General features: G+C 39.6%; 17 protein-coding genes. 4 read left to right on the forward strand and 13 right to left on the reverse strand.

The features are described from left to right. Window positions 1–2,706, reverse strand: coding sequence for an FtsK/SpoIIIE family DNA translocase (locus M472_RS26645; RefSeq protein WP_021068882.1), 2,706 nt, complete (start codon window positions 2,704–2,706; stop codon window positions 1–3). A 142-nt stretch (window positions 2,707–2,848) separates the two neighbouring features. Between M472_RS26645 and M472_RS26650 the strand changes: the two genes are divergently transcribed. Next, window positions 2,849–3,556 carry a DUF4397 domain-containing protein gene (locus M472_RS26650; RefSeq protein ID WP_021068883.1) on the forward strand — a complete coding sequence of 236 codons (708 nt, stop codon included), beginning with the start codon at window positions 2,849–2,851 and terminating at the stop codon, window positions 3,554–3,556. Between the two features lie 11 nt (window positions 3,557–3,567). Here M472_RS26650 and M472_RS26655 read toward each other — a convergent pair whose 3' ends face one another. From M472_RS26655 to M472_RS26675, 5 genes are all read right to left on the reverse strand, one after another. Further along, complete coding sequence (locus M472_RS26655; protein ID WP_021068884.1) at window positions 3,568–4,005, reverse strand: hypothetical protein; 438 nt, start codon at window positions 4,003–4,005, stop codon at window positions 3,568–3,570. Then, entirely contained in the window at window positions 4,005–4,877 is an 873-nt protein-coding gene (locus tag M472_RS26660) for a hypothetical protein (RefSeq protein ID WP_021068885.1), read from the reverse strand. Before M472_RS26660 ends, M472_RS26655 begins: the two co-directional genes overlap by 1 nt. A gap of 34 nt (window positions 4,878–4,911) precedes the next feature. Continuing rightward, window positions 4,912–5,457: an RNA polymerase sigma factor gene (locus tag M472_RS26665; protein WP_021068886.1), complete on the reverse strand. Its 546-nt coding sequence runs from the start codon at window positions 5,455–5,457 to the stop codon at window positions 4,912–4,914. Between the two features lie 5 nt (window positions 5,458–5,462). Continuing rightward, entirely contained in the window at window positions 5,463–6,416 is a 954-nt protein-coding gene (locus M472_RS26670; RefSeq protein WP_021068887.1) for a transketolase family protein, read from the reverse strand. Between the two features lie 74 nt (window positions 6,417–6,490). After that, window positions 6,491–7,339, reverse strand: a complete 849-nt coding sequence (locus M472_RS26675; RefSeq protein WP_021068888.1) for a transketolase — start codon at window positions 7,337–7,339, stop codon at window positions 6,491–6,493. Window positions 7,340–7,501: 162 nt separating this feature from the next. Between M472_RS26675 and M472_RS26680 the strand changes: the two genes are divergently transcribed. After that, window positions 7,502–9,109, forward strand: coding sequence for a mucoidy inhibitor MuiA family protein (locus M472_RS26680; RefSeq protein WP_021068889.1), 1,608 nt, complete (start codon window positions 7,502–7,504; stop codon window positions 9,107–9,109). 47 nt (window positions 9,110–9,156) lie between these two features. Here the strand turns inward: M472_RS26680 and M472_RS26685 are convergent, their stop codons facing one another. The 3 genes from M472_RS26685 to M472_RS26695 form a co-directional block, all read right to left on the reverse strand. After that, complete coding sequence (locus M472_RS26685) at window positions 9,157–9,570, reverse strand: hypothetical protein (protein ID WP_022829258.1); 414 nt, start codon at window positions 9,568–9,570, stop codon at window positions 9,157–9,159. A 75-nt stretch (window positions 9,571–9,645) separates the two neighbouring features. Continuing rightward, complete coding sequence (locus tag M472_RS26690) at window positions 9,646–11,307, reverse strand: M28 family metallopeptidase (protein ID WP_021068891.1); 1,662 nt, start codon at window positions 11,305–11,307, stop codon at window positions 9,646–9,648. A 106-nt stretch (window positions 11,308–11,413) separates the two neighbouring features. Then, window positions 11,414–12,043 carry a SprT family zinc-dependent metalloprotease gene (locus M472_RS26695; RefSeq protein ID WP_021068892.1) on the reverse strand — a complete coding sequence of 210 codons (630 nt, stop codon included), beginning with the start codon at window positions 12,041–12,043 and terminating at the stop codon, window positions 11,414–11,416. A 91-nt stretch (window positions 12,044–12,134) separates the two neighbouring features. Between M472_RS26695 and porD the strand changes: the two genes are divergently transcribed. Both porD and recN read left to right on the forward strand, forming a co-directional pair. Then, window positions 12,135–13,028, forward strand: coding sequence for a type IX secretion system protein PorD (gene porD, locus M472_RS26700; RefSeq protein WP_021068893.1), 894 nt, complete (start codon window positions 12,135–12,137; stop codon window positions 13,026–13,028). A 16-nt stretch (window positions 13,029–13,044) separates the two neighbouring features. After that, complete coding sequence (recN, locus tag M472_RS26705) at window positions 13,045–14,706, forward strand: DNA repair protein RecN (protein ID WP_021068894.1); 1,662 nt, start codon at window positions 13,045–13,047, stop codon at window positions 14,704–14,706. 776 nt (window positions 14,707–15,482) lie between these two features. Here recN and M472_RS26710 read toward each other — a convergent pair. From M472_RS26710 to hemB, 4 genes are all read right to left on the reverse strand, one after another. Continuing rightward, a complete protein-coding gene (locus tag M472_RS26710) occupies window positions 15,483–15,902 on the reverse strand; it encodes a hypothetical protein (protein ID WP_021068895.1) in 420 nt (139 codons plus the stop codon). Window positions 15,903–16,072: 170 nt separating this feature from the next. Beyond that, window positions 16,073–16,885: a hypothetical protein gene (locus M472_RS26715; protein ID WP_021068896.1), complete on the reverse strand. Its 813-nt coding sequence runs from the start codon at window positions 16,883–16,885 to the stop codon at window positions 16,073–16,075. A gap of 127 nt (window positions 16,886–17,012) precedes the next feature. After that, window positions 17,013–18,323, reverse strand: coding sequence for a glutamate-1-semialdehyde 2,1-aminomutase (hemL, locus tag M472_RS26720; RefSeq protein WP_021068897.1), 1,311 nt, complete (start codon window positions 18,321–18,323; stop codon window positions 17,013–17,015). A 31-nt stretch (window positions 18,324–18,354) separates the two neighbouring features. Further along, window positions 18,355–19,326: a porphobilinogen synthase gene (hemB, locus tag M472_RS26725; protein ID WP_021068898.1), complete on the reverse strand. Its 972-nt coding sequence runs from the start codon at window positions 19,324–19,326 to the stop codon at window positions 18,355–18,357. Between the last annotated feature and the right edge of the window lie 22 nt (window positions 19,327–19,348).

Here is a 19,348-nt window from a genome sequence, read left to right on the forward strand (position 1 = left end):
TTAATCCGCCTTTCTTAATGTTTCTAAAAACTGTTCTAAGGAGTATTCATCTGGATATAATACTTCGCGGGCTTTACTACCTTCAAATGGTCCCACTATCCCAGCAGCCTCCAGTTGATCGATGATACGTCCAGCTCTATTGTAACCCAATTTTAGCTTCCGTTGTATTAGTGACGTAGAGCCCTGTTGATGCATGACGATAAGACGAGCGGCCTCTTCAAATAACTGATCCCTATCCGACATTTCAAAATCCATAGATCCGGATCCTTCTCCGGATTCATCGATATACTCCGGTAGCATGAAGGCAGAAGGATATCCACGCTGACCTCCGATGAAGTCGGAGATGCCTTCTACTTCGGGAGTATCTACAAATGCACACTGTATCCTTATGAGATCACTTCCGGTGGCTAATAGCATGTCTCCTCGTCCAATAAGCTGGTCGGCGCCTCCAGAATCTAAGATAGTCCGGGAGTCAACCTTGGATAGAACTCTAAATGCGAGCCTTGCGGGGAAGTTGGCTTTAATAGTACCCGTAATAATATTGACCGAAGGTCGCTGGGTAGCAATTACCAAGTGTATACCCACAGCACGCGCAAGTTGTGCCAATCGTGCAATAGGGGTTTCAACTTCCTTGCCAGCTGTCATCATCAAATCAGCAAATTCATCAACAATAAGAACTATGAATGGTAAGAATCGATGTCCCTCCTCAGGGTTTAATCGTCTATTGACAAATTTGGCATTATATTCTTTTAAATTCCTTACCTGCGCATTTTTTAAAAGATCATAGCGCTGATCCATCTCAATACAGAGTGAGTTTAATGTGTTTATTACTTTCTTCGTATCGGTGATGATGGCGTCATCTTCGTTAGGTAATTTGGCAAGGAAATGACGTTCAACCTTTTTGAATAGGGAAAGTTCAACCTTTTTGGGATCTACCAGTACGAATTTTAGTTCGGCAGGATGCTTTTTATAGAGTAACGATGTTAATATTGCATTGATACCTACTGATTTACCTTGACCTGTAGCACCAGCAACTAATAAGTGTGGCATTTTTGCTAGATCGGCGATGTATACCTCGTTGGAAATAGTTTTTCCCAGTGCGATAGGCAGATCCATGTCTGTTTTTTGAAATTTCTCTGTAGATATTACAGAACGCATAGAAACCATTTCGGGCGTACTGTTCGGAACTTCAATCCCTATAGTTCCTTTCCCTGGCATGGGCGCAATAATACGAATTCCTAAAGCTGCCAAACTTAAAGCAATATCGTCTTCGAGGTTTTTTATTTTCGATATGCGGACTCCTGGTTTGGGGATGATTTCATACAGAGTAACAGTAGGGCCAACAGTAGCTTTGATGTGTTCTATTTCAATATTATAATTTCTTAGGGTTTCTACAATTCTATTTTTGTTGGCTTCAAGCTCGTGTTGATTGATGGTTATTTTACCAGTACCGTAGTCCTTAAGCAATTCGAGTGTAGGGTGTTGATAACTTGACAAGTCTAGTTTAGGATCATATTCTCCAAATTGAGCTACCAAATCGCTTGCAGAGATCGATTTTTCTTCTTTTTGTTCTTCAATGCTCAATGTCGGTTCATTAATCTCGTCTTCTATAGATGTTATATCAAGAGGTGTATCTACTGTTAATTCTATCGTTGTATTTTCCTGCAATGTAGTTGACTCCACTGGAGGCTTGGTTTCAAAGCTTAGACTGTTTGTGAGTTCTATTTCATCTAGTATAAACTCATCATGCTCTGCATCTTTGTTTTCTTCCCGCAGATGCGCATATCGATCATTGAGACTAGGAGAGATGGAATTCATTGCGTTTCTGTTTCGTAGAGTATTGGAAACTTCAATTACAGCCCCGTCTATATTGATGTCGTCGTCCTCCTCTTTTTCTTCTAAAGGTGCGGAGTGTTCTCTTTTTATTGTCGAGATCCTGTTTTCTTTTTGATATTCAAGCTCTTCTTCTGTACCATCTTGATTCTCTTTCTGAGTTGCAGATTGAAAAGAGAATTTAAGGTCAAGATTGTAAATTAATATCAATGCAGTCAGGTAGCAGAAAATCAATAATCCCCCTACACCATATTTTCCGATTTGTGTATTTAAGAGCTGGTTGGTCCAGAACCCAAATTTTCCTTCCAGTATATGTGGTGTTTCTGTAATGTATTCCTGTATAAAACCAAGCGTAACCGAAAGGAAGATAATGCCAATAAATGAATAAAGAAGAGTTTTCCAAACAGGGAGTATAGACTTTTTATAAAGTAGTTTGTAACCGACAACGAATAGAATCAGAATAAATAGGAATGACGCTATACCAAACCACTCAAAAATAAATAGATTGGCCAACAGAGCTCCTAGTTTTCCTAACTTGTTTTCTACGATAGGAAGTTCAACGCCTTCTGTCTGTAGTTCTACATTGGTGTTAAATAGTGTTTTCCAACCACCATTGGTGGCAGCAATATAGCTTTGGTCTTCCTTCCATGTAAACAAGTAAGATGTAAATGCAACAGCCAATAAAAAAGAACTTAGTATCAAGAAGAGCCCAATAATCTTTAAGGCCTTTCTTTGCCCTTCCGAAAAATCGATATTATCAAAAGATTTTACGAATGAAGGAGTTTTCTTTTTAGCTATTGTCGCAGTACTCTTTGCTTCTTTTGTATTTCGATTCTGACTGCTATTTTTAAATGTATTGCCTTTGTATGCCATGAAAATGTTATACTTTACCGTATACAAACTTATTAAAAAAAAATGGGAGAAATGTATTGTTATTGGGGATTTGTAAGGTATGTGTAGCATTTGCTGTATACTGTTCGTTTTAATCATTAAATTAGCATTTTACGGGGCAGGTATGAACTATAGATATAATATTGCACTTTTTTTGATAACATTGTTCCTGAACAGTTGTGTAAAGGATGATGGGATGAACCCATATGATAGCCCTAGCGACTTATCTAGCTTGGCTAGCTTTAATGCAGTTCCTGGCACTTCTGAATTGAGCCTTTTTTTAGATGGTGCTAGGTTGAATAAGACAGATGAGAAGTTCTCTTTTAGTGAATTCATGTCACATCGAAATGTCTATCCAGGAGAAAAAAAGCTTAATATTGAAGGTGTTTATGTCAAGGGGGAGAAAATCAGGACTTTAAAGGATATTTCTCTGCATGCAGGGAATATATATAGTTTGTTTCTTTATGAAGAGGGGGGAATTCAGACGTTATTAACAAAGGACAATATTGTCGTACCTAAAGAAGGGTATGCTAAAATTAGACTGGCGCATATGGTTAAAGATGCTCCAGCACTTAGCATATGGGATAAAGAAAGGCCTCAACCTTTATTTGGAAATATACCTTTTAAGGGTGTCACTGAGTTTATAGAAGTTAAAGCCGATGAGATTGTGGAATTGCACATTATACCATCTGGTGATAGAAGTAATAAGAGTCTAGAAATCTCACAAACTTTTGTTCCTAGAAACAAAGCTTTTTATACACTAATGGTCGTTGGATTAATCAATGCGGAAGATAAAGAGCAAGAAGTATCTCTCCAAGTTATAGAGTTTTAAGAGAAATTTATCTACTTTCTTCGCCTATCGTTTTTTTGGCGTTCTTGTAATGTACTTCGCAATAGATCATTGAAGTCTTCAACAACTTGAAAGAATTGTGATGCTCTGGCTTGTCCAAGAACCTTGGCAAATTCTTCTCTATATTTTTTTTTGGTTTCGACTTCTTTTGCATCAAAAGCAATTACATCACGTTTAACTCCTGTGAAAGAGTTCGCCTGCTGCGGCGTTTCTCCTCTTTTTGCCCGTTTTAACTCTCTTAATTCATCACTATATTTGTTGTAGATAGGGAAAAATTTCTGAGCTTCACTAGGTGTTATCTTGAGCTCTTTGGTGATATAAGCTATTTTCTCACTTTCAATCGCCTCAAAGTTTCTTTGTTGGGCAAATGTTATTGAAAGAGAGAACAGCAAAAAGAAAACTGTAGTTAAAATATACTTTAAACGTAACATTATAGCATGTAATTTAAATATTCCTTTATATCCTCGTCAGCTATCGTATTATCTATGTGATTTTGGTTAGCGGTATCTTCTTGTTCTATAAATTTTGTCAGGTGCATCAGTTCTTCTCCTTCCGATACCTGAGCCAGGTACTCTAAGATTTCTTCATCGCTTACCTCACCAAGATTAATCTGGGTCGAGTTTGTCTGAAGTCTGGGGATAGAATTGGACAATGAAGCCTGCTTTAATGTAAAATAAGAACCAAATCCAATAAGGAATAGTAGTGCAGCAGCAGAAATATAGTTTATCCAGTTTCTGCCTTTGTTGATCGCAATAGTCTTTGCTTTTGTTCCATTGTCATTCCTGTACAGGGATGATGTGCTATTAATCTTATCAGATAAGGCATTAAAATAATCCGTTGGAATTGAATAACCATCAGAAGGGACTTTTGATTTAAGTGCTTCTTCTGACCTTTTTGTCGCTATATCTTTTTCTAATGAAGAAAAATAGTCGGTAGGAATAGCAAAACCATCGTCAATGATCGTCTCCTTGAGCTTGATTTCTGAAATTTGGGCTAGTATGGAATGCTCTAGATTTTCAAAATAACCCTGAGGCACATCGGCAGAGAAAGTTGCCTGTTCTTTAATCCTAATTTCTGATTTCTTAATTAAAATAGATTCTTCGAGTTGCTCAAAATAGTCTTTTGGCAGACTGTAACCATCAGATGCCGGTAAAGTACGAGATTGAAAAACACTAATCTCTGTTAGAATAGATTCTTTCTGTTTTATAAAGAAATCATTGGGTGTAGAAAAAGGTGTCACACGTAGTGAGTCAGGAAGGTTATTGTCTTCCATTGGCTCGTTATATATGTCTCTTTCTCTCATGGTCTATCTATAGATACATTCTTAGGATAAAGGTTTAATCATTGTTGTTAAAAAAGTTTTCAACCTTCTTGACCGCTAGGTGATAGGATGCTTTCAGAGCACCTACGCTAGTTCCTAATATGTCAGATATCTCATCGTATTTCAGATCTTCGAAATATTTCATGTTGAAAACCAAACGTTGCTTTTCTGGGAGAGTCAAGAGAGCTTGTTGTAGTTTCATCTGCGCCTTATCACCATTGAAATAAGTGGTATCGGCTAATGTTTCTGAAAGGTAAGAAGAATTGTCGTCATCAAGAGATACATTCTGCTTTTGTTTTTTCTTATTTAAGAAAGTAATACATTCATTTGTAGCTATACGATACAGCCAGGTATACAGCTGTGAATCTTCTCTAAACTTTTCCAAGTTTCGCCATATCTTGATGAAAATATCTTGGGTCACGTCATCCGCATCGTCATGATCAATGACCATGCGTCTGACATGCCAATATATTTTCTGTTGATATTTTTTTAACAAATGACTGAACGCCGCTTCTCGTGTACGTTCGTCTGCAAACATAGCTATGATTTGCGCGTCTTCCATTTGATTTATTTTCTACTGATAGCTTTACGTGCAGCAGCTACTATACTGTTAGCGTTAAGCCCGTATTTTTCCATCAACTGTGCCGGTGTGCCCGACTCTCCGAAGCTATCGTTGACAGCGACGTATTCTTGTGGAGTAGGCAGTTTCTGAGCCAATACCTGAGCTACACTATCACCTAGTCCCCCAAGACGATTGTGCTCTTCGGCCGTTACGACACATCTTGTTTTTGCTACCGATTTTAGGATGGCCTCTTCATCCAACGGTTTAATGGTATGGATATTTATGATTTCGGCATTGATTCCCAGTTTTTCTAACTCTTCGCCAGCTTGTATAGCTTCCCATACAAGATGTCCTGTTGCGATGATAGTGACATCTGTCCCCTCATTAAGCATGACCGCTTTTCCGATTTCAAAGGTCTGATCTGCAGGAGTGAAGTTTGGTACTACAGGTCGGCCAAAACGTAAGTATACAGGCCCTACGTGGTTTACCAATGCAATTGTTGCGGCCTTAGTTTGATTGTAGTCGCAGGTATTAATAACCGTCATCCCTGGTAACATTTTCATCAAGCCGATATCTTCTAAAATCTGATGCGTAGCCCCGTCCTCACCTAATGTAAGTCCCGCATGTGAAGCACATATTTTAACATTTTTGTCGGAATAGGCAACGGATTGACGGATCTGATCATAAACACGACCGGTGGAAAAGTTAGCGAAAGTACCTGTAAAAGGTATTTTTCCACCAATAGTAAGTCCTGCCGCAATTCCTATCATATTGGCTTCGGCGATACCAATTTGGAAAAATCGTTCTGGAAACTCTTTAATGAATGCATCCATTTTAAGAGAACCGATTAAATCGGCGCAGAGTGCTACTACATTGCTGTTTATTTTGCCCGCTTCTAACAGGCCTGCTCCAAAACCCGAGCGTGTATCTTTAGATTCTGTAAAAGTATATTTTTTCATTATATTATAGATGTGAGATACTAATGATTATAGTCTCATTTTTAATATCTGGTTTCTAAAACTCTATTTTAAATTTAGTAGTCCCCCAAAGTTCTAGGGATTTGATTAAGAGCTGATTCTAATTGCTCATCATTGGGAGCAGCACCATGCCATTTGTGAGTACCCATCATATAGTCTACACCAAATCCCATCTCGGTGTGTAATAATATGACCACGGGTTTTCCTTTTCCAGTGCGGGATTTAGCTTCGTCTAGACCAGCGATTACTTCAGTCATATCATTGCCCTTGTTTACCTCTAGAACGTCCCATCCAAATGCTTCCCATTTAGCTTTTAAATTACCTAATGACAAGACCTGATTGGTAGGGCCATCTATTTGTGCTCCATTGTAATCCACAGCAGCTATAATATTATCTACCTTGTTGTGAGGTGCATACATTGCGGCTTCCCATACTTGCCCTTCTTGTAGCTCTCCGTCACCCATTAATACATAGACTAAATGATTGTCTTTGTTCAGTTTTTTAGCCTGTGCAGCTCCAACAGCTACCGAAAGTCCCTGTCCTAGAGATCCCGAGGCAACTCGTATTCCAGGTAGATGTTCATGTGTTGTAGGATGCCCCTGTAGACGAGTGTTGAGTTTTCGGAAAGTCGCTAATTCACTTACCGGAAAATAACCAGCTCTAGCTAGGGTGCTATAAAACACAGGAGATATATGTCCGTTTGACAAGAAAAATAAGTCTTCATCTTTTCCGTCCATTTGAAAAGAAATGTCATGTTTCATAGCGTGAAAATACAGCGCTACAAAATAGTCTGCACATCCTAAAGACCCTCCTGGGTGACCAGATTGACAGGCATGTACCATACGTACGATATCACGCCTTACCTGAGAAGCGATTTGCTCGAGATTGTTAATATCTACACTCATCTTTAATTGAATTTCATAATGTTTATTCGTAAAGGTAGTGAATTTTGAATATTTAGGGCTATTATTTGCATTTTTAATTGTTGTCGATTATGGAATTGGTATGGATTGTGCATCCCTAAGCAAATCATAGATTTGAAATAGTTATTTAAAGAGATTATTATAATGAGAAAATTAATTTTTTGTATTTCGTTGTTGGGTTTAATATTGCCAAGTAAAGCACAACAAAAGTTAAGTGCCATTGCCGAAGTGAAGGAAGTCACTGTTTATGCAAATGGTGCTCAGGTGCAGAATCGGGTTCTTGTCAATCTGCCTGCCGGTAGCAGTGATCTGATTATAAATAATGTGGCCAGTGATCTGGATGAAGGCAATGTCCAGATTAGTGGACCTGATCAAGTGTCCGTTTTATCGATAGCAAAAACACGTGCTGAAGATGTGCCTATTTCTAATGTGAAGTATCAACGGTTAAAAGATTCTTTAGATTTATTGATCGCTGATAGAGAGGTGGTCGGGAATAAATTAGATGCTGCAAAAGGTGCATTGCAGATCTTGAAAAATGATAATCTCTTGGGGGGCGGTAATGGAAAAATTGATGTGGCGGACTTATCCAAATTGGTTGATTACTACCAAATGAAGTCAGTAAATCTCAATAGAGATATTTCTAGTCTTAACAAAGAGATGGGGGTACTTGACAAAAAGATTGCTCAAATGCAGATGGACTTACGTACGTATATTGGCAATGGAGGACAACTGAAACTACAGCTGGTCTCAAATCGCGGAGGTAATGTTACGTTGGACATCCGGTATATGACATATGCTGCAAGCTGGCAAGCATATTATGATTTAAAGGCAGTTTCTGTCTCAGCTCCGTTGAAGATGCTCTACAAGGCAAGTGTATCGCAAAATACGGGAGTAAACTGGCAGAATGCCAAGTTGATATTGTCCACAGGCAATCCTACAATGGGTGGAACAGCTCCTGTTCTTTCAACTTCGTATGCCGTGATCCGGAATCTTGATGAAGAGCTCTTTTCAAACTTATCGGTACAAAATAGAGCTCAGAATAAGATACAGTCATTGAGTGCGAAATCCATTCGAGCGGAGGTAAGCATGGATTCAAAAGCCCTAGAAGAAGTAGCTATTGCGACTACATCCATGGTTGAAAATCAGTTGAGTACTACATTTGATATAGAGGTGCCTTATACTATCCTTTCAAACGGTCAGCCGCACAGTGTAACGTTGAAGGAATTCTCTCAACCTGCAATCTATAAATACTATGCTGTTCCGAAGTTAGATAAAGATGCTTTCTTGATGGCAGAAATCACAGACTTCCAAAAATTGAACTTAATCCCTGGTGAAGCAAATATATCCTTTGAAAATATGTTTGTAGGCAAGTCGTATATCAACCCCAATATAACTACGGATACATTGAATTTAAGCCTTGGTAGAGATCACGGAATATCTATAAAAAGGGAGCGTATAATGGATCAAAAAAGTACGCAAATCTCTGGTAGTTGGAAAAGGCAAATATTTACCTATGAGATTAAAGTCCGAAACAATAAATCCAGCGAAGTAGACATCCTGTTGAAAGATCAGTACCCTATCTCTACGGATAAGTCAATCGAGGTAGAATTGTTGGAAGCAAAATCTGCACAGGTTAATGCGGAAACGGGAATTGCGACCTGGACAGTTCGATTGAAGCCTAATGAAACACAAACTTATAGAATAAGCTATATGGTAAAGTCTCCTAAGGACAAGTCGTTAGCTTTTAATTAAGTGTTTTAAAAGCAAAAAAGGCAGCGAAATTACTCGCTGCCTTTTTATTAGTTTAATATAGACCATGTTGACCAAGGTATTCTACTGAGTATAAGTATTAATCCGATGGTGTACATAATGAATACTTTTTGGTTGGCAGCGTAATCTTCTTTCGCTTTTTTAGCCTTGGAGTAACCTATGGTAATTAAAACGATCGCAATAATCATGGTCAACGGGTGTTCGATTACTTTAAACCGTAACTCAGAACTTTTCATAGTACCTGCTGAAAACATGGTGTAGTATTTAAGAGTGAAAAAGTAAATTAGACCGATCAATAACTGAAGGTGTGCACTGATAAAGCCGATTAATGCTACTTTACGGTTGTAAGGTTTAGCTTTAAAATAATTGACAGCTGTAATGATAATTGAAATAACCAAAGCCGCCAATAAGATGATTGCTAGGGTGGAGTGTAGGTGTTTCATTCCTGTTAACATGATTTATAGTTTAAGTTCTCTCTTTTGTTTTTCTCTTCTTTAATAATGATTCCGTCAAAAGTACTACTTTGTTAATCGTTTCTCTCCTAATTCACGAAATTCTGACATGATTTTGAACTGTGGGAACGTTTTTTCCATACTTAAGGTGTACCCAATATCAAAAAACAACTTAATGTCTGCTCGTATTCCATCAAAATCCCAATTATCATCCAGTTCATCAGATGGTGCATGGTAGCGGTCCGATAGCGCTGCTCTTCGTTTATTGATTTGTACCGTATCGGTAGATACCAATTCAGTACCGCTTCCCATAAAGAGACCAGGGATACCTTTTTTTACAAAATTGAAATGGTCTGATCTATAGAAGCCACCTGATGTTGGATTTTTCTCACCGTGTACTGTCCGCCCGAACTTATTAGCGGATTGTATGACATAGTCGTCGATTTCCGTTTGTCCAAATCCGACAATAGAGACATCTTTTGTTTCTCCTAAGGGACTGAAAGCGTCCATATTTAGGTTAGCGACAGTTTTGTTGATGGGATAGATTGGATTGTTGCTATAATGTGCCGATCCCAATAAACCTTGCTCTTCGGCAGTCACAGCCATAAAGATAATAGTTCGCTCCGGTTTTACCTTAGCAGCTTGAAAAGCTCTCGCTATCTCAAATAATGCAGAGACTCCTGCAGCATTGTCTATTGCTCCATTATAAATAGAATCGCCGTTTACCGCTTCCCCTATTCCTAGGTGATCCCAGTGGGCCGTATAGATAATGGTTTCGTCAGCTCTTTTGGTCCCCTCTATTTTTGCAATGACGTTGTTAGATTTGGCATATTTTAACGTATTCTTTAACTGTACTGACGTTGAAATAGCTAGAGGGATTGCTTTAAATCCCGGTTTTTTAGCAGATTCGATTGCATCGGTGCTTATTCCGGAGAGTTTAAATAACTGCTGTGCAGTTTTTGCCGATATCCATCCTTCGTATTGTGGTTTTGGATCTGCTGTATTTTTGTCATCGAGGTCCATTTGAGGGCCACTCCATCCCGAGCGGACCACATCCCAACCGTAACTCGCAGCTTTGGTATCGTGGATGATTAGTACACCTGTGGCACCTTGTCGACCAGCTTCTTCAAATTTATAGGTCCATCGTCCATAATAGGTCATCGTATCTGCTTTGAATAACTGTTTGTCATAGTGTCCGGGATCGGAAGCTAAGACAACGACCGTTTTTCCTTTTACATCAAGGTCGGCGTAGTCATTCCAATTGTATTCAGGTGCTACAATTCCAAAACCTGCAAATACCAAATCCGTCGATGCGATATCGATATGCTCTTCCAATCGCCTCGTACCGATGACATAATCATCTAGATATTGAGCGGATAGAGAGCCGTTTTTGCCTTTAAATGTAAGTGTTGAAGTTACAGGTTTGGACGATATCTCGACCATAGGTACCTCTTGGAAAAAAGAGTCGCCATTTCCGGGCTGTAATCCTAGCGCAATAAATTGATTTTTGATGTAATCGACCGTAAGACTGTCTCCTTTGGTAAATGGCATTCTTCCTTCAAATTTATCAGAGGCTAGGTTAGCTACATTATTAGCATAACTGTCCATGTCGATAGCCGCAATAGCAGTGCTATCAATGCCCGATGCATCGTATGAAGTGCTGTTGGTTTGCGTACATCCAATGCATATAAAGAATGTAGTTAAGGTGATGAATAGCTGTTTGTTCATATGTGAATACGCTGTTTAAAGTATAGTATTGTGGATTGCAAACTCTAAAATTACAATATTTTTCCCATAATTTGAGCTATTGATAAGAGGCTCTTACAATAGGAACTTAATCTTCAGAGAGGAAGACTTCGGCAATAGGATGAAACAGGTATATTTTATCGGTATCTATTTCAATGCATTTGTAACGCTTTCGGACCTTTTCCATTTTTTTGAATTTCCGCCCATTTTTTAAGGTGAAAATCGCATGGAGAGGAAGTTCTTCCACCACCGTCGCGCCGTTGGTGTTTTGAGTGTCATGTTTTTTTAACGCACGGTATAGATTTAGATCTGTACATGATGACGCCGATGGGTTGCTCATATAAGACGAAATCGCGATGAGTAGATCTGTGGGGAATATAGACAGTTTAATAAAAGGCTGTATGAGCGTAGCAAAGTTCTGTTTCCACTCTTTACCATGTGGTTTGACCGTGCTTTTATAATCCTGATAAGTCTTTAGGTGAGCAAATTCATGGATACTCGTGATTAAAAAAGAGTATGGGTTGAGGTCATGGTTTACCGTAATCTGATGAGGGCTACCTCTAAAAGGAGCTCTATAATCTCCTAATTTAGTCTTGCGGCTTCGGGTTACTTTAAAGCGGCATGAAGTATCATTGATCCATTGGGAGATAATGGGAGCAGCAGCCTCAGGCATATATTTACTCAGTTGTTTGCTAAAGTCTGACATGATTGCAAACATATTGTTTTCTTTTCAGATTCAGATTATTTCAATTTCAAATTCGTGAATATAAAGCATTTTATCTAAGTTTGATTTAGATATTTAAATACATATGGTTCGGATTCTTTTCACCTTATTTTTTGTTCATTTTTATTGCTTATCGTGGGGACAGGAGTTACTAGCGCGAGTTGAAATCTCGGCTCCCCAGGTTCAAAATGCAAACTCACGCACTATAGATTTTTTGAAAAAGGTCGTTTCTGATTATTTAAACAATCGATCCTGGACGGATCATAAAGTCAAACCGGAAGAACGTATAGATTGCAGTTTCAACATTGTGATTTCTTCCTTTGATGGAGTTAGTCAGTATAAAGCTACTGTGCAAGTCAATTCAGCACGGCCTGTCTACGGGACGAATTACAATTCTCCTGTTCTGAGTTTTAAAGACAAATATTTTAATTTCACCTATACTGAGGGGGAGCAACTGGAGTTTAACGAAAACCAAGATATGGGGACGTTATCTTCTTTATTGGCGTTTTATGCGCAGATTATTATCGGAATGGATATGGATACCTTCAAAAGTATGGGAGGAACTAGTGTATTTGGGCGGGCTCGGAATATTGTGAACTATTCGCAGTCTACGCAGAGCGAAGGGTGGCGGGCTATGGATGCGACAGATAATAGATACTGGCTGGTGAATAATTTATTGGACAGGAAGTATTTTCCTTATCGAGAGTTTTCTTACACCTATCATAGAGAAGGGTTGGATCTGATGGCAGAAAAGGAGATAGAAGCGAAAAAGAAGATGGCTGAACTTCTTGTGAAATTGAAGGATGTAGATCGTTCTAATACGGGCAATGTGCTGACTAATGCATTGTTTACAGCAAAGTCGAATGAGTTTGTCGGTTTGTTTTCGAAGATGCCAGGCAATGAAAGTGTTAAGGTCTTCAATCTATTGGCCGACCTGGACCCGACCAATGTGTCAAAATATGAAAAGTTGAAGAACTAAAATCTGATTGAATTTTATGCTAGTACGATTACTGATAAAAAACTATGCACTGATCGATAGTTTAGATATTTCTTTCGACAAAGGACTGAATATCATAACAGGGGAGACAGGAGCTGGTAAATCTATATTGATGGGGGCCTTGGGGTTGATTTTAGGGAGTAGAGTAGAAGGGCGTCCTTTTTTTAGTGAAGAGCGGAAATGTGTTATAGAAGGATATTTTAATATTTCCGCCTATGGCTTAGAACCCTTCTTTGAAGAAGAAGACTTAGACTACGAAGCGGAAACCATTATTCGCAGGGAAATCCTATTAGATGGCAAGTCACGCGCATTTGTTAATGATTCGCCCGTAACACTGGCTACATTGAAGGGACTAGGGGAGAAATTGATTGATATCCACTCTCAGCATGCCACTTTGCAGATCAATACGGAAGATTTTCAATTATTTGTTCTGGATAGCCTGGCTGAAAATGAAGAACGGTTGGTTTCGTTTAGAGAAGAGTTGAAGGAGTTACGGAATTTGGACAAACAGCTCAAGACGGTACGGGAAGAGCTGGACAGTGCGAATGCGGAGGCCGATTATAATCAGTTTTTATTTGACGAATTGGAGCGTGTGAATGTACAGCTTGATGAGGTCAAGGGATTGGAAGATGAGCAGCAGCAGTTGGAACATGCTGAAGAAATAAAACGGGGGCTAAATGCCGCAAGCTATTCTTTGTCAGAGGGGGAGGCTAATGTGATTTCACTTTTGAAGGAAAGTGTAGGGCAGGTGCAACATGTGACTCGCTACCTTAGTGGTGTTGAGGGGCTGACAGAGCGAATGCAGAGTGCTTTGATTGAACTCAAGGATATTGCCGAGGAGTTGGTGACACAGGAGAATGCGGTTAATTTGGATGAACAACGTCTTGATGAAGTGAATAATCGCTTAAGCGAGATTTATGTTCTACAGAAAAAGCACCGTGTAGATTCGGAGAATGAACTGGTGCAGATCCGCCAACAATTAGAGACTAAGCTTCAGATGGTTTTAAACCAAGATCAGCTTGTAGAAGAACTTGCCCATAAGCAGAAAGAGCAAATGCAAAGGGTATTACAGTTAGGGTACGATATCCATGAAAAACGGAAATCTATTATTCCGAGGGTGGAGATGGAGGTACAGCAAACACTGAGTGCGGTAGGGATGCCTAATGCGCAATTGAAGATTGATTTACAATTGTTAGATGGTGATCGGATGAGTGTAAAGGGACTGGATGTTATACAATTCCTTTTCTCCGCAAATAAAGGGCAGGCTATGCAGGCTATTCATAAGGTAGCGTCCGGAGGAGAGCTGTCGCGGGTTATGTTGGCGATTAAATCTTTGGTTGCGAAATCATCCGCTCTACCGACGATTATATTTGACGAGATAGATACAGGTATATCGGGTGAGGTAGCATTGCGCGTAGGAGAGGTAATGGATAGCTTGGCAGATCATATGCAGGTATTAGCCATCTCGCATTTACCGCAAATCGCTTCAAAAGGAAAAGCACACTTTAAAGTTTATAAAGAAGATCGCGGGGATAAGACCCAATCTAATATACAATTGTTGAATAAGGATGAGCGTGTTATGGAAATCGCACAAATGCTGAGCGGAACCAACCCTGGGGAGGCTGCATTACAGCACGCAAGAGAGTTGTTAAAGTCCTAAGCAGATGCTTAGGACAAATTTCACCCTATTTTTTTAGTTATAAGTTCACCTGTAATTACCATAGCAGAACGAAATGTCTGTGGCAGATTGCTTATTTTCGATATCCTGAGTGGGAAGAACGGTAGTGATTCTACTTTGTACGCTTGGGTTGGGATGATAGACGTTAGCGCGTAGACATGGTAAGCTAACACACAGACTATGTAAGCTAGTGAGCAGAGGAGATAGGCTGGTGCACGGATACAAATCGTTAGCCTGTCTATGCTGTTGGCAAGCGTACAGCATAGACAGGCTAGCTGCTGGACAATATACGCTAGCGTTTGTCCATTGGGAGCTAGCGTCCTGATGTCAATCGGATACGCTAGCGTCTGGTCTGTGGGTGATAGCTTGTCAATTCGAATAGCTGGTGTCTGGATTCTGTACGCTAGCGCGTAGCCTCCACACGCTAGCGTGCGGGGATCGGTTTTTTGTGATTTTCCGTCGCTCTAAAAGTTTGTTTTTGATATCGATAAGGCTGTTTTTGAGCTTTTTTTTGCTTCTAAAATGACGTAAGAAAGGTTTGGAAAACGGCAAAATATTTTTTTGTACCCCCTTGATTTTGGCCGAAAAACAAACCTTTTGTGTCTTATTTTTAGTTATTGTTTTATCAAGTTTTAGCAAGAAAATGTCCGTTTAGAAAGGATCCGGAATTGGGTGGGTATTTCTGCTTGATCATAAAAATACCCCCAAAAAGCATATAACCTTTTGGGGGCAGTGAAAATGATAGTCTCTTTAAAGTCTTATTCTACCCAATCAGCATCTGTTAATGAAACTTTGAAGAATACCTTATCAGGTGGATTGATTGTCACACCGTTGTCCATTATTGGATCTTCTAAATAAACACGGACAATGCCAAGCTTATAGTTGAATGAATAGGATATACCATCGATAGTTGCAGGAATAGCGTCGTAACTCTTTTCTCCATCTTGACTCATAGCAAGTGTTACAATACCTTGATCCATATAGTAAGCATTCAATTCTTTGACAGACAGCTCAACATATAGACGATTGCTGGATTCCCTTTTCCAATCACCAAATACTCTTTCGTATATCATAGTCTGGCTAGGGACGAAATTATTTGTAATGTACTCTTTTGTACAAGAATTAAGCGTAACGAGGGATGCCCCTGCTATCGCAAATGCTAGTAATAATCGTTTCATATTTTCAAATTAGTTTCCATGTTAAACAATCGATTTCTTTTTCTATTTATAAAGATAAGACACGACAAGTCGTTAATCGTTTAATCTAAGCAAAAATATTGCCATAAAAGAATAAGGCGCTAGATTTGCCCTAGGAGCAGGTCATTCTAGTGCCCTATATAGTATGTTGATTATTCCGCAATAAGCTTTATTTTACGTTCTACAGAGACATTATCGCCGGTTAATGCATTACCGTCTTTATCAATTAGCGTAAGTTTTACAACATTTTCGCCCAAGGGAAGATTGAGTATTTCATAAGGAGCCCATTGGTCGAGTATGAATTCCTGTCCATTGATGTCTGCTTTGACTTTATTTCCGTCAGCAGCTAGTGTTGTGTTCTCTATAAAGAAATCCAGTAGGATGTTCTTGGTATCTGCTCCTTTGTATTCGCCTTTCGGTCTGCTATAGAATAGAGAGGGCGTTGTTACTTTTGGTAATTCTTCTATTTGAGCATTGGCATTTACTTTGAATTTTAGCAATTTCGAGGCATCAACTGTTTTGATCGATTCATGAAATGACCTAGACAGAAAGGACATTAAGTAATGCTCCGAGTTGAGTGCTACGGTAACGCTATGCTCTGGTTTATACAACGCAGCATAGGGAGTGTTATCCAGAATGAAGTGTATATGCTGACCCTCATGTGAGTTCGCCATATTGTGGGTGTGTGCAGTCTGTTCGGTGAGGTTAAAGTTGTGTACGTTGTATTTTACAGTGACTTTTGCGGAGTCACTACCCACTTTTTCTCCCGTTATACTGGCTATGCTCAAAGTCGCTCCCGGAAAATCCTTTGCATGAGCTATAGGATTTACAGCTATAGCACCGACGGTATCTTTGAGTAAGGTACTATCTTTGACTTCACCGTCCGTGTTTTTTGTGGGTCCATTACAGGCACTAAAGGAAGCTAGTAATGTCAGTACTGTAATGCTACATATCCAATTTTTCATAATATTAACGTTTATGTGTGAATTTAATGTAAGGTATACAACAGCTGAATTGCCGTATTTGTTTTTGAGGAATAAAAAAACAGGCTTCCTGCGTAAAGGAAGCCTGTTTCATGCTTTTTAAATTTGGTTATGCTTCAAAAGCAATCAGTAAAGAATCTTTGATTGCAGCGAGAGCCGTCGCCAGGTCAGCTTCTGTATGTGCTGCGGATATGAATCCTACTTCATAGCCCGATGGACCAAAATATATTCCTCTATTGAGCAACTCACGGTGCATTTTTTTATAATACAACATGGAATTTGGATCGATCTGGTCAGCACGCTGTATGCGTTCTGACGTTGCAAAGGCAAACCAAAAAATCGAACCTACTGTAAATATCTTTACATCAAGTTGCTTTTCGGTAATGAACGATTGAATTTCATTAACGAAAGCCTGCGTTGTCTGTTCTAACTTTTCATAGAATCCAGGTTGCGACAATATACGCAGGGCTGCTATTCCTGCTGCCATAGCCACAGGATTGCCCGATAGTGTACCCGCCTGGTAAACATTCCCATCAGGGGATATGTTTGACATGATTTCGGAGGATGCTCCATAAGCTCCCACAGGCATACCACCACCGATGATCTTACCGTAAGTAAGTATGTCTGGTTGTATGTCGTAATATTTTGCAGCACCTTCAAAACCTAAGCGAAAGCCGGTTATCACTTCGTCAAAAATTAATAAGGCACCATTGTCTTTTGTTATTTTTCGCAAGAATTGGATATACTCTTTGTCCTGGATAAGCAGTCCATTGTTGGCAGGGATACCCTCGATTATTACGGTTGCAATTTGGTCTTTGAAATCAGAGAAGACTTTCTCCAATGCTTCTTTATCATTTAGAGCGATTACGATTGTCTCGTCGGCAAATGCTTTGGGCACTCCAGCAGAAGAAGTTTCTCCAAAGGTGACCAAGCCTGATCCCGCTTTTACAAGAAGTGAATCGGAGTGACCGTGATAACAGCCTTCGAATTTGACAATTTTACTTCTATTGGTATAGCCACGCGCTAGCCTTATTGCAGACATAACCGCTTCAGTGCCTGAACTAACGAAGCGTATCTTCTCTATATATTTATTGTGTGTTAATATCAGGTCGGCAAGTTCATTTTCTAGACGGGTAGGAGCTCCAAAGCTCAATCCCTTACCCAATTGGGCTTGTACTGCTTCACGAATTTCTGGATTATTATGTCCTAGGATCAAAGGACCCCAAGAGCAACAAAAGTCGATGAACTCGTTGTTGTCCGCATCCCAGAGACGCGAACCATCTCCACGTTCAATAAATAATGGACTGCCGTATACAGATTTAAATGCACGTACAGGAGAGTTGACCCCTCCTGGAAAATAATTTTTAGCCTTCTCAAAAAGTTGAGCCGATTTCTCTCTTGATATATCTTTTGTCGCCATAACGTTAATAAGAGTTTATTTTTTTTCAGATCTATTTTACCCAGCCCTTTTCTATGACTTCTTTTGCGTGATAGGTCAGTATAGAGGTTGCTCCAGCGCGACGGAAACTTAATAGTGTTTCCATAATCACCGCTTCTGAAAGCCACCCATTTGCTATTGCAGCTTTAAGCATTGCATATTCTCCCGATACATTGTAGGCTGCTATCGGCAGGTGAAAATTGTCATGCAATAGCTTGATGATATCTAAATAAGGAAGACCTGGTTTTACCATAAGGAAATCTGCCCCTTCTTCCATATCCAGCTGTGCTTCGATCAGCGCTTCTCTGCTATTTGCAGGATTCATCTGATAGGTTTTTTTATCTCCATTTTTAGGTGCCGATCCTAAAGCATCACGGAATGGACCATAGTATGCCGAAGCATATTTTGCTGTATAGGACATCAGGGATACATCGGTATGCCCGTTTGAATCCAGGATTTCTCTGATATAGCCAATTCGTCCATCCATCATATCGGAAGGAGCGATAATATCAGCTCCAGATTGAGCATGGGCTAGTGCCATTTTACCTAAAACCTCCAGTGTCTCATCGTTTAAGATTTCACCATCTTTTACAATACCGTCATGACCATCGGAGCTGTAAGGATCCATAGCGACATCGGTCACAACGCATGCCTCTGGAAAGTTCTTTTTTACAGCCTCAATAGCGCGCAAATAAAGTGTGCCTTCTCTATAACTCTCTGTTGCGTATTTATCTTTCAGTGCTTCTTCTACAGCAGGGAATAAGTCAAATGCGTTCAAACCGAGTTTAAGACAGCTTTCTACCTCTCTAAGCAAGTTGTCTATAGAGTAGCGATAGATACCCGGCATGGATTTTACCTCTACCTTTTGGTTCTCCCCATCGACAATGAATAGGGGGAAGATTAGATTAGCTGCTGATACGTGTGTTTCCTGTATCATGTTACGAATGACAGGCGACTTTCTGTTTCTTCTAGGGCGTTTTAACATTTCTTAGTCTTTTAGTACAAAG

Origin of the sequence: Sphingobacterium paucimobilis HER1398 (genome assembly GCF_000416985.1) — a bacterium.
Classification (GTDB): Bacteria; Bacteroidota; Bacteroidia; order Sphingobacteriales; family Sphingobacteriaceae; genus Sphingobacterium; species Sphingobacterium paucimobilis.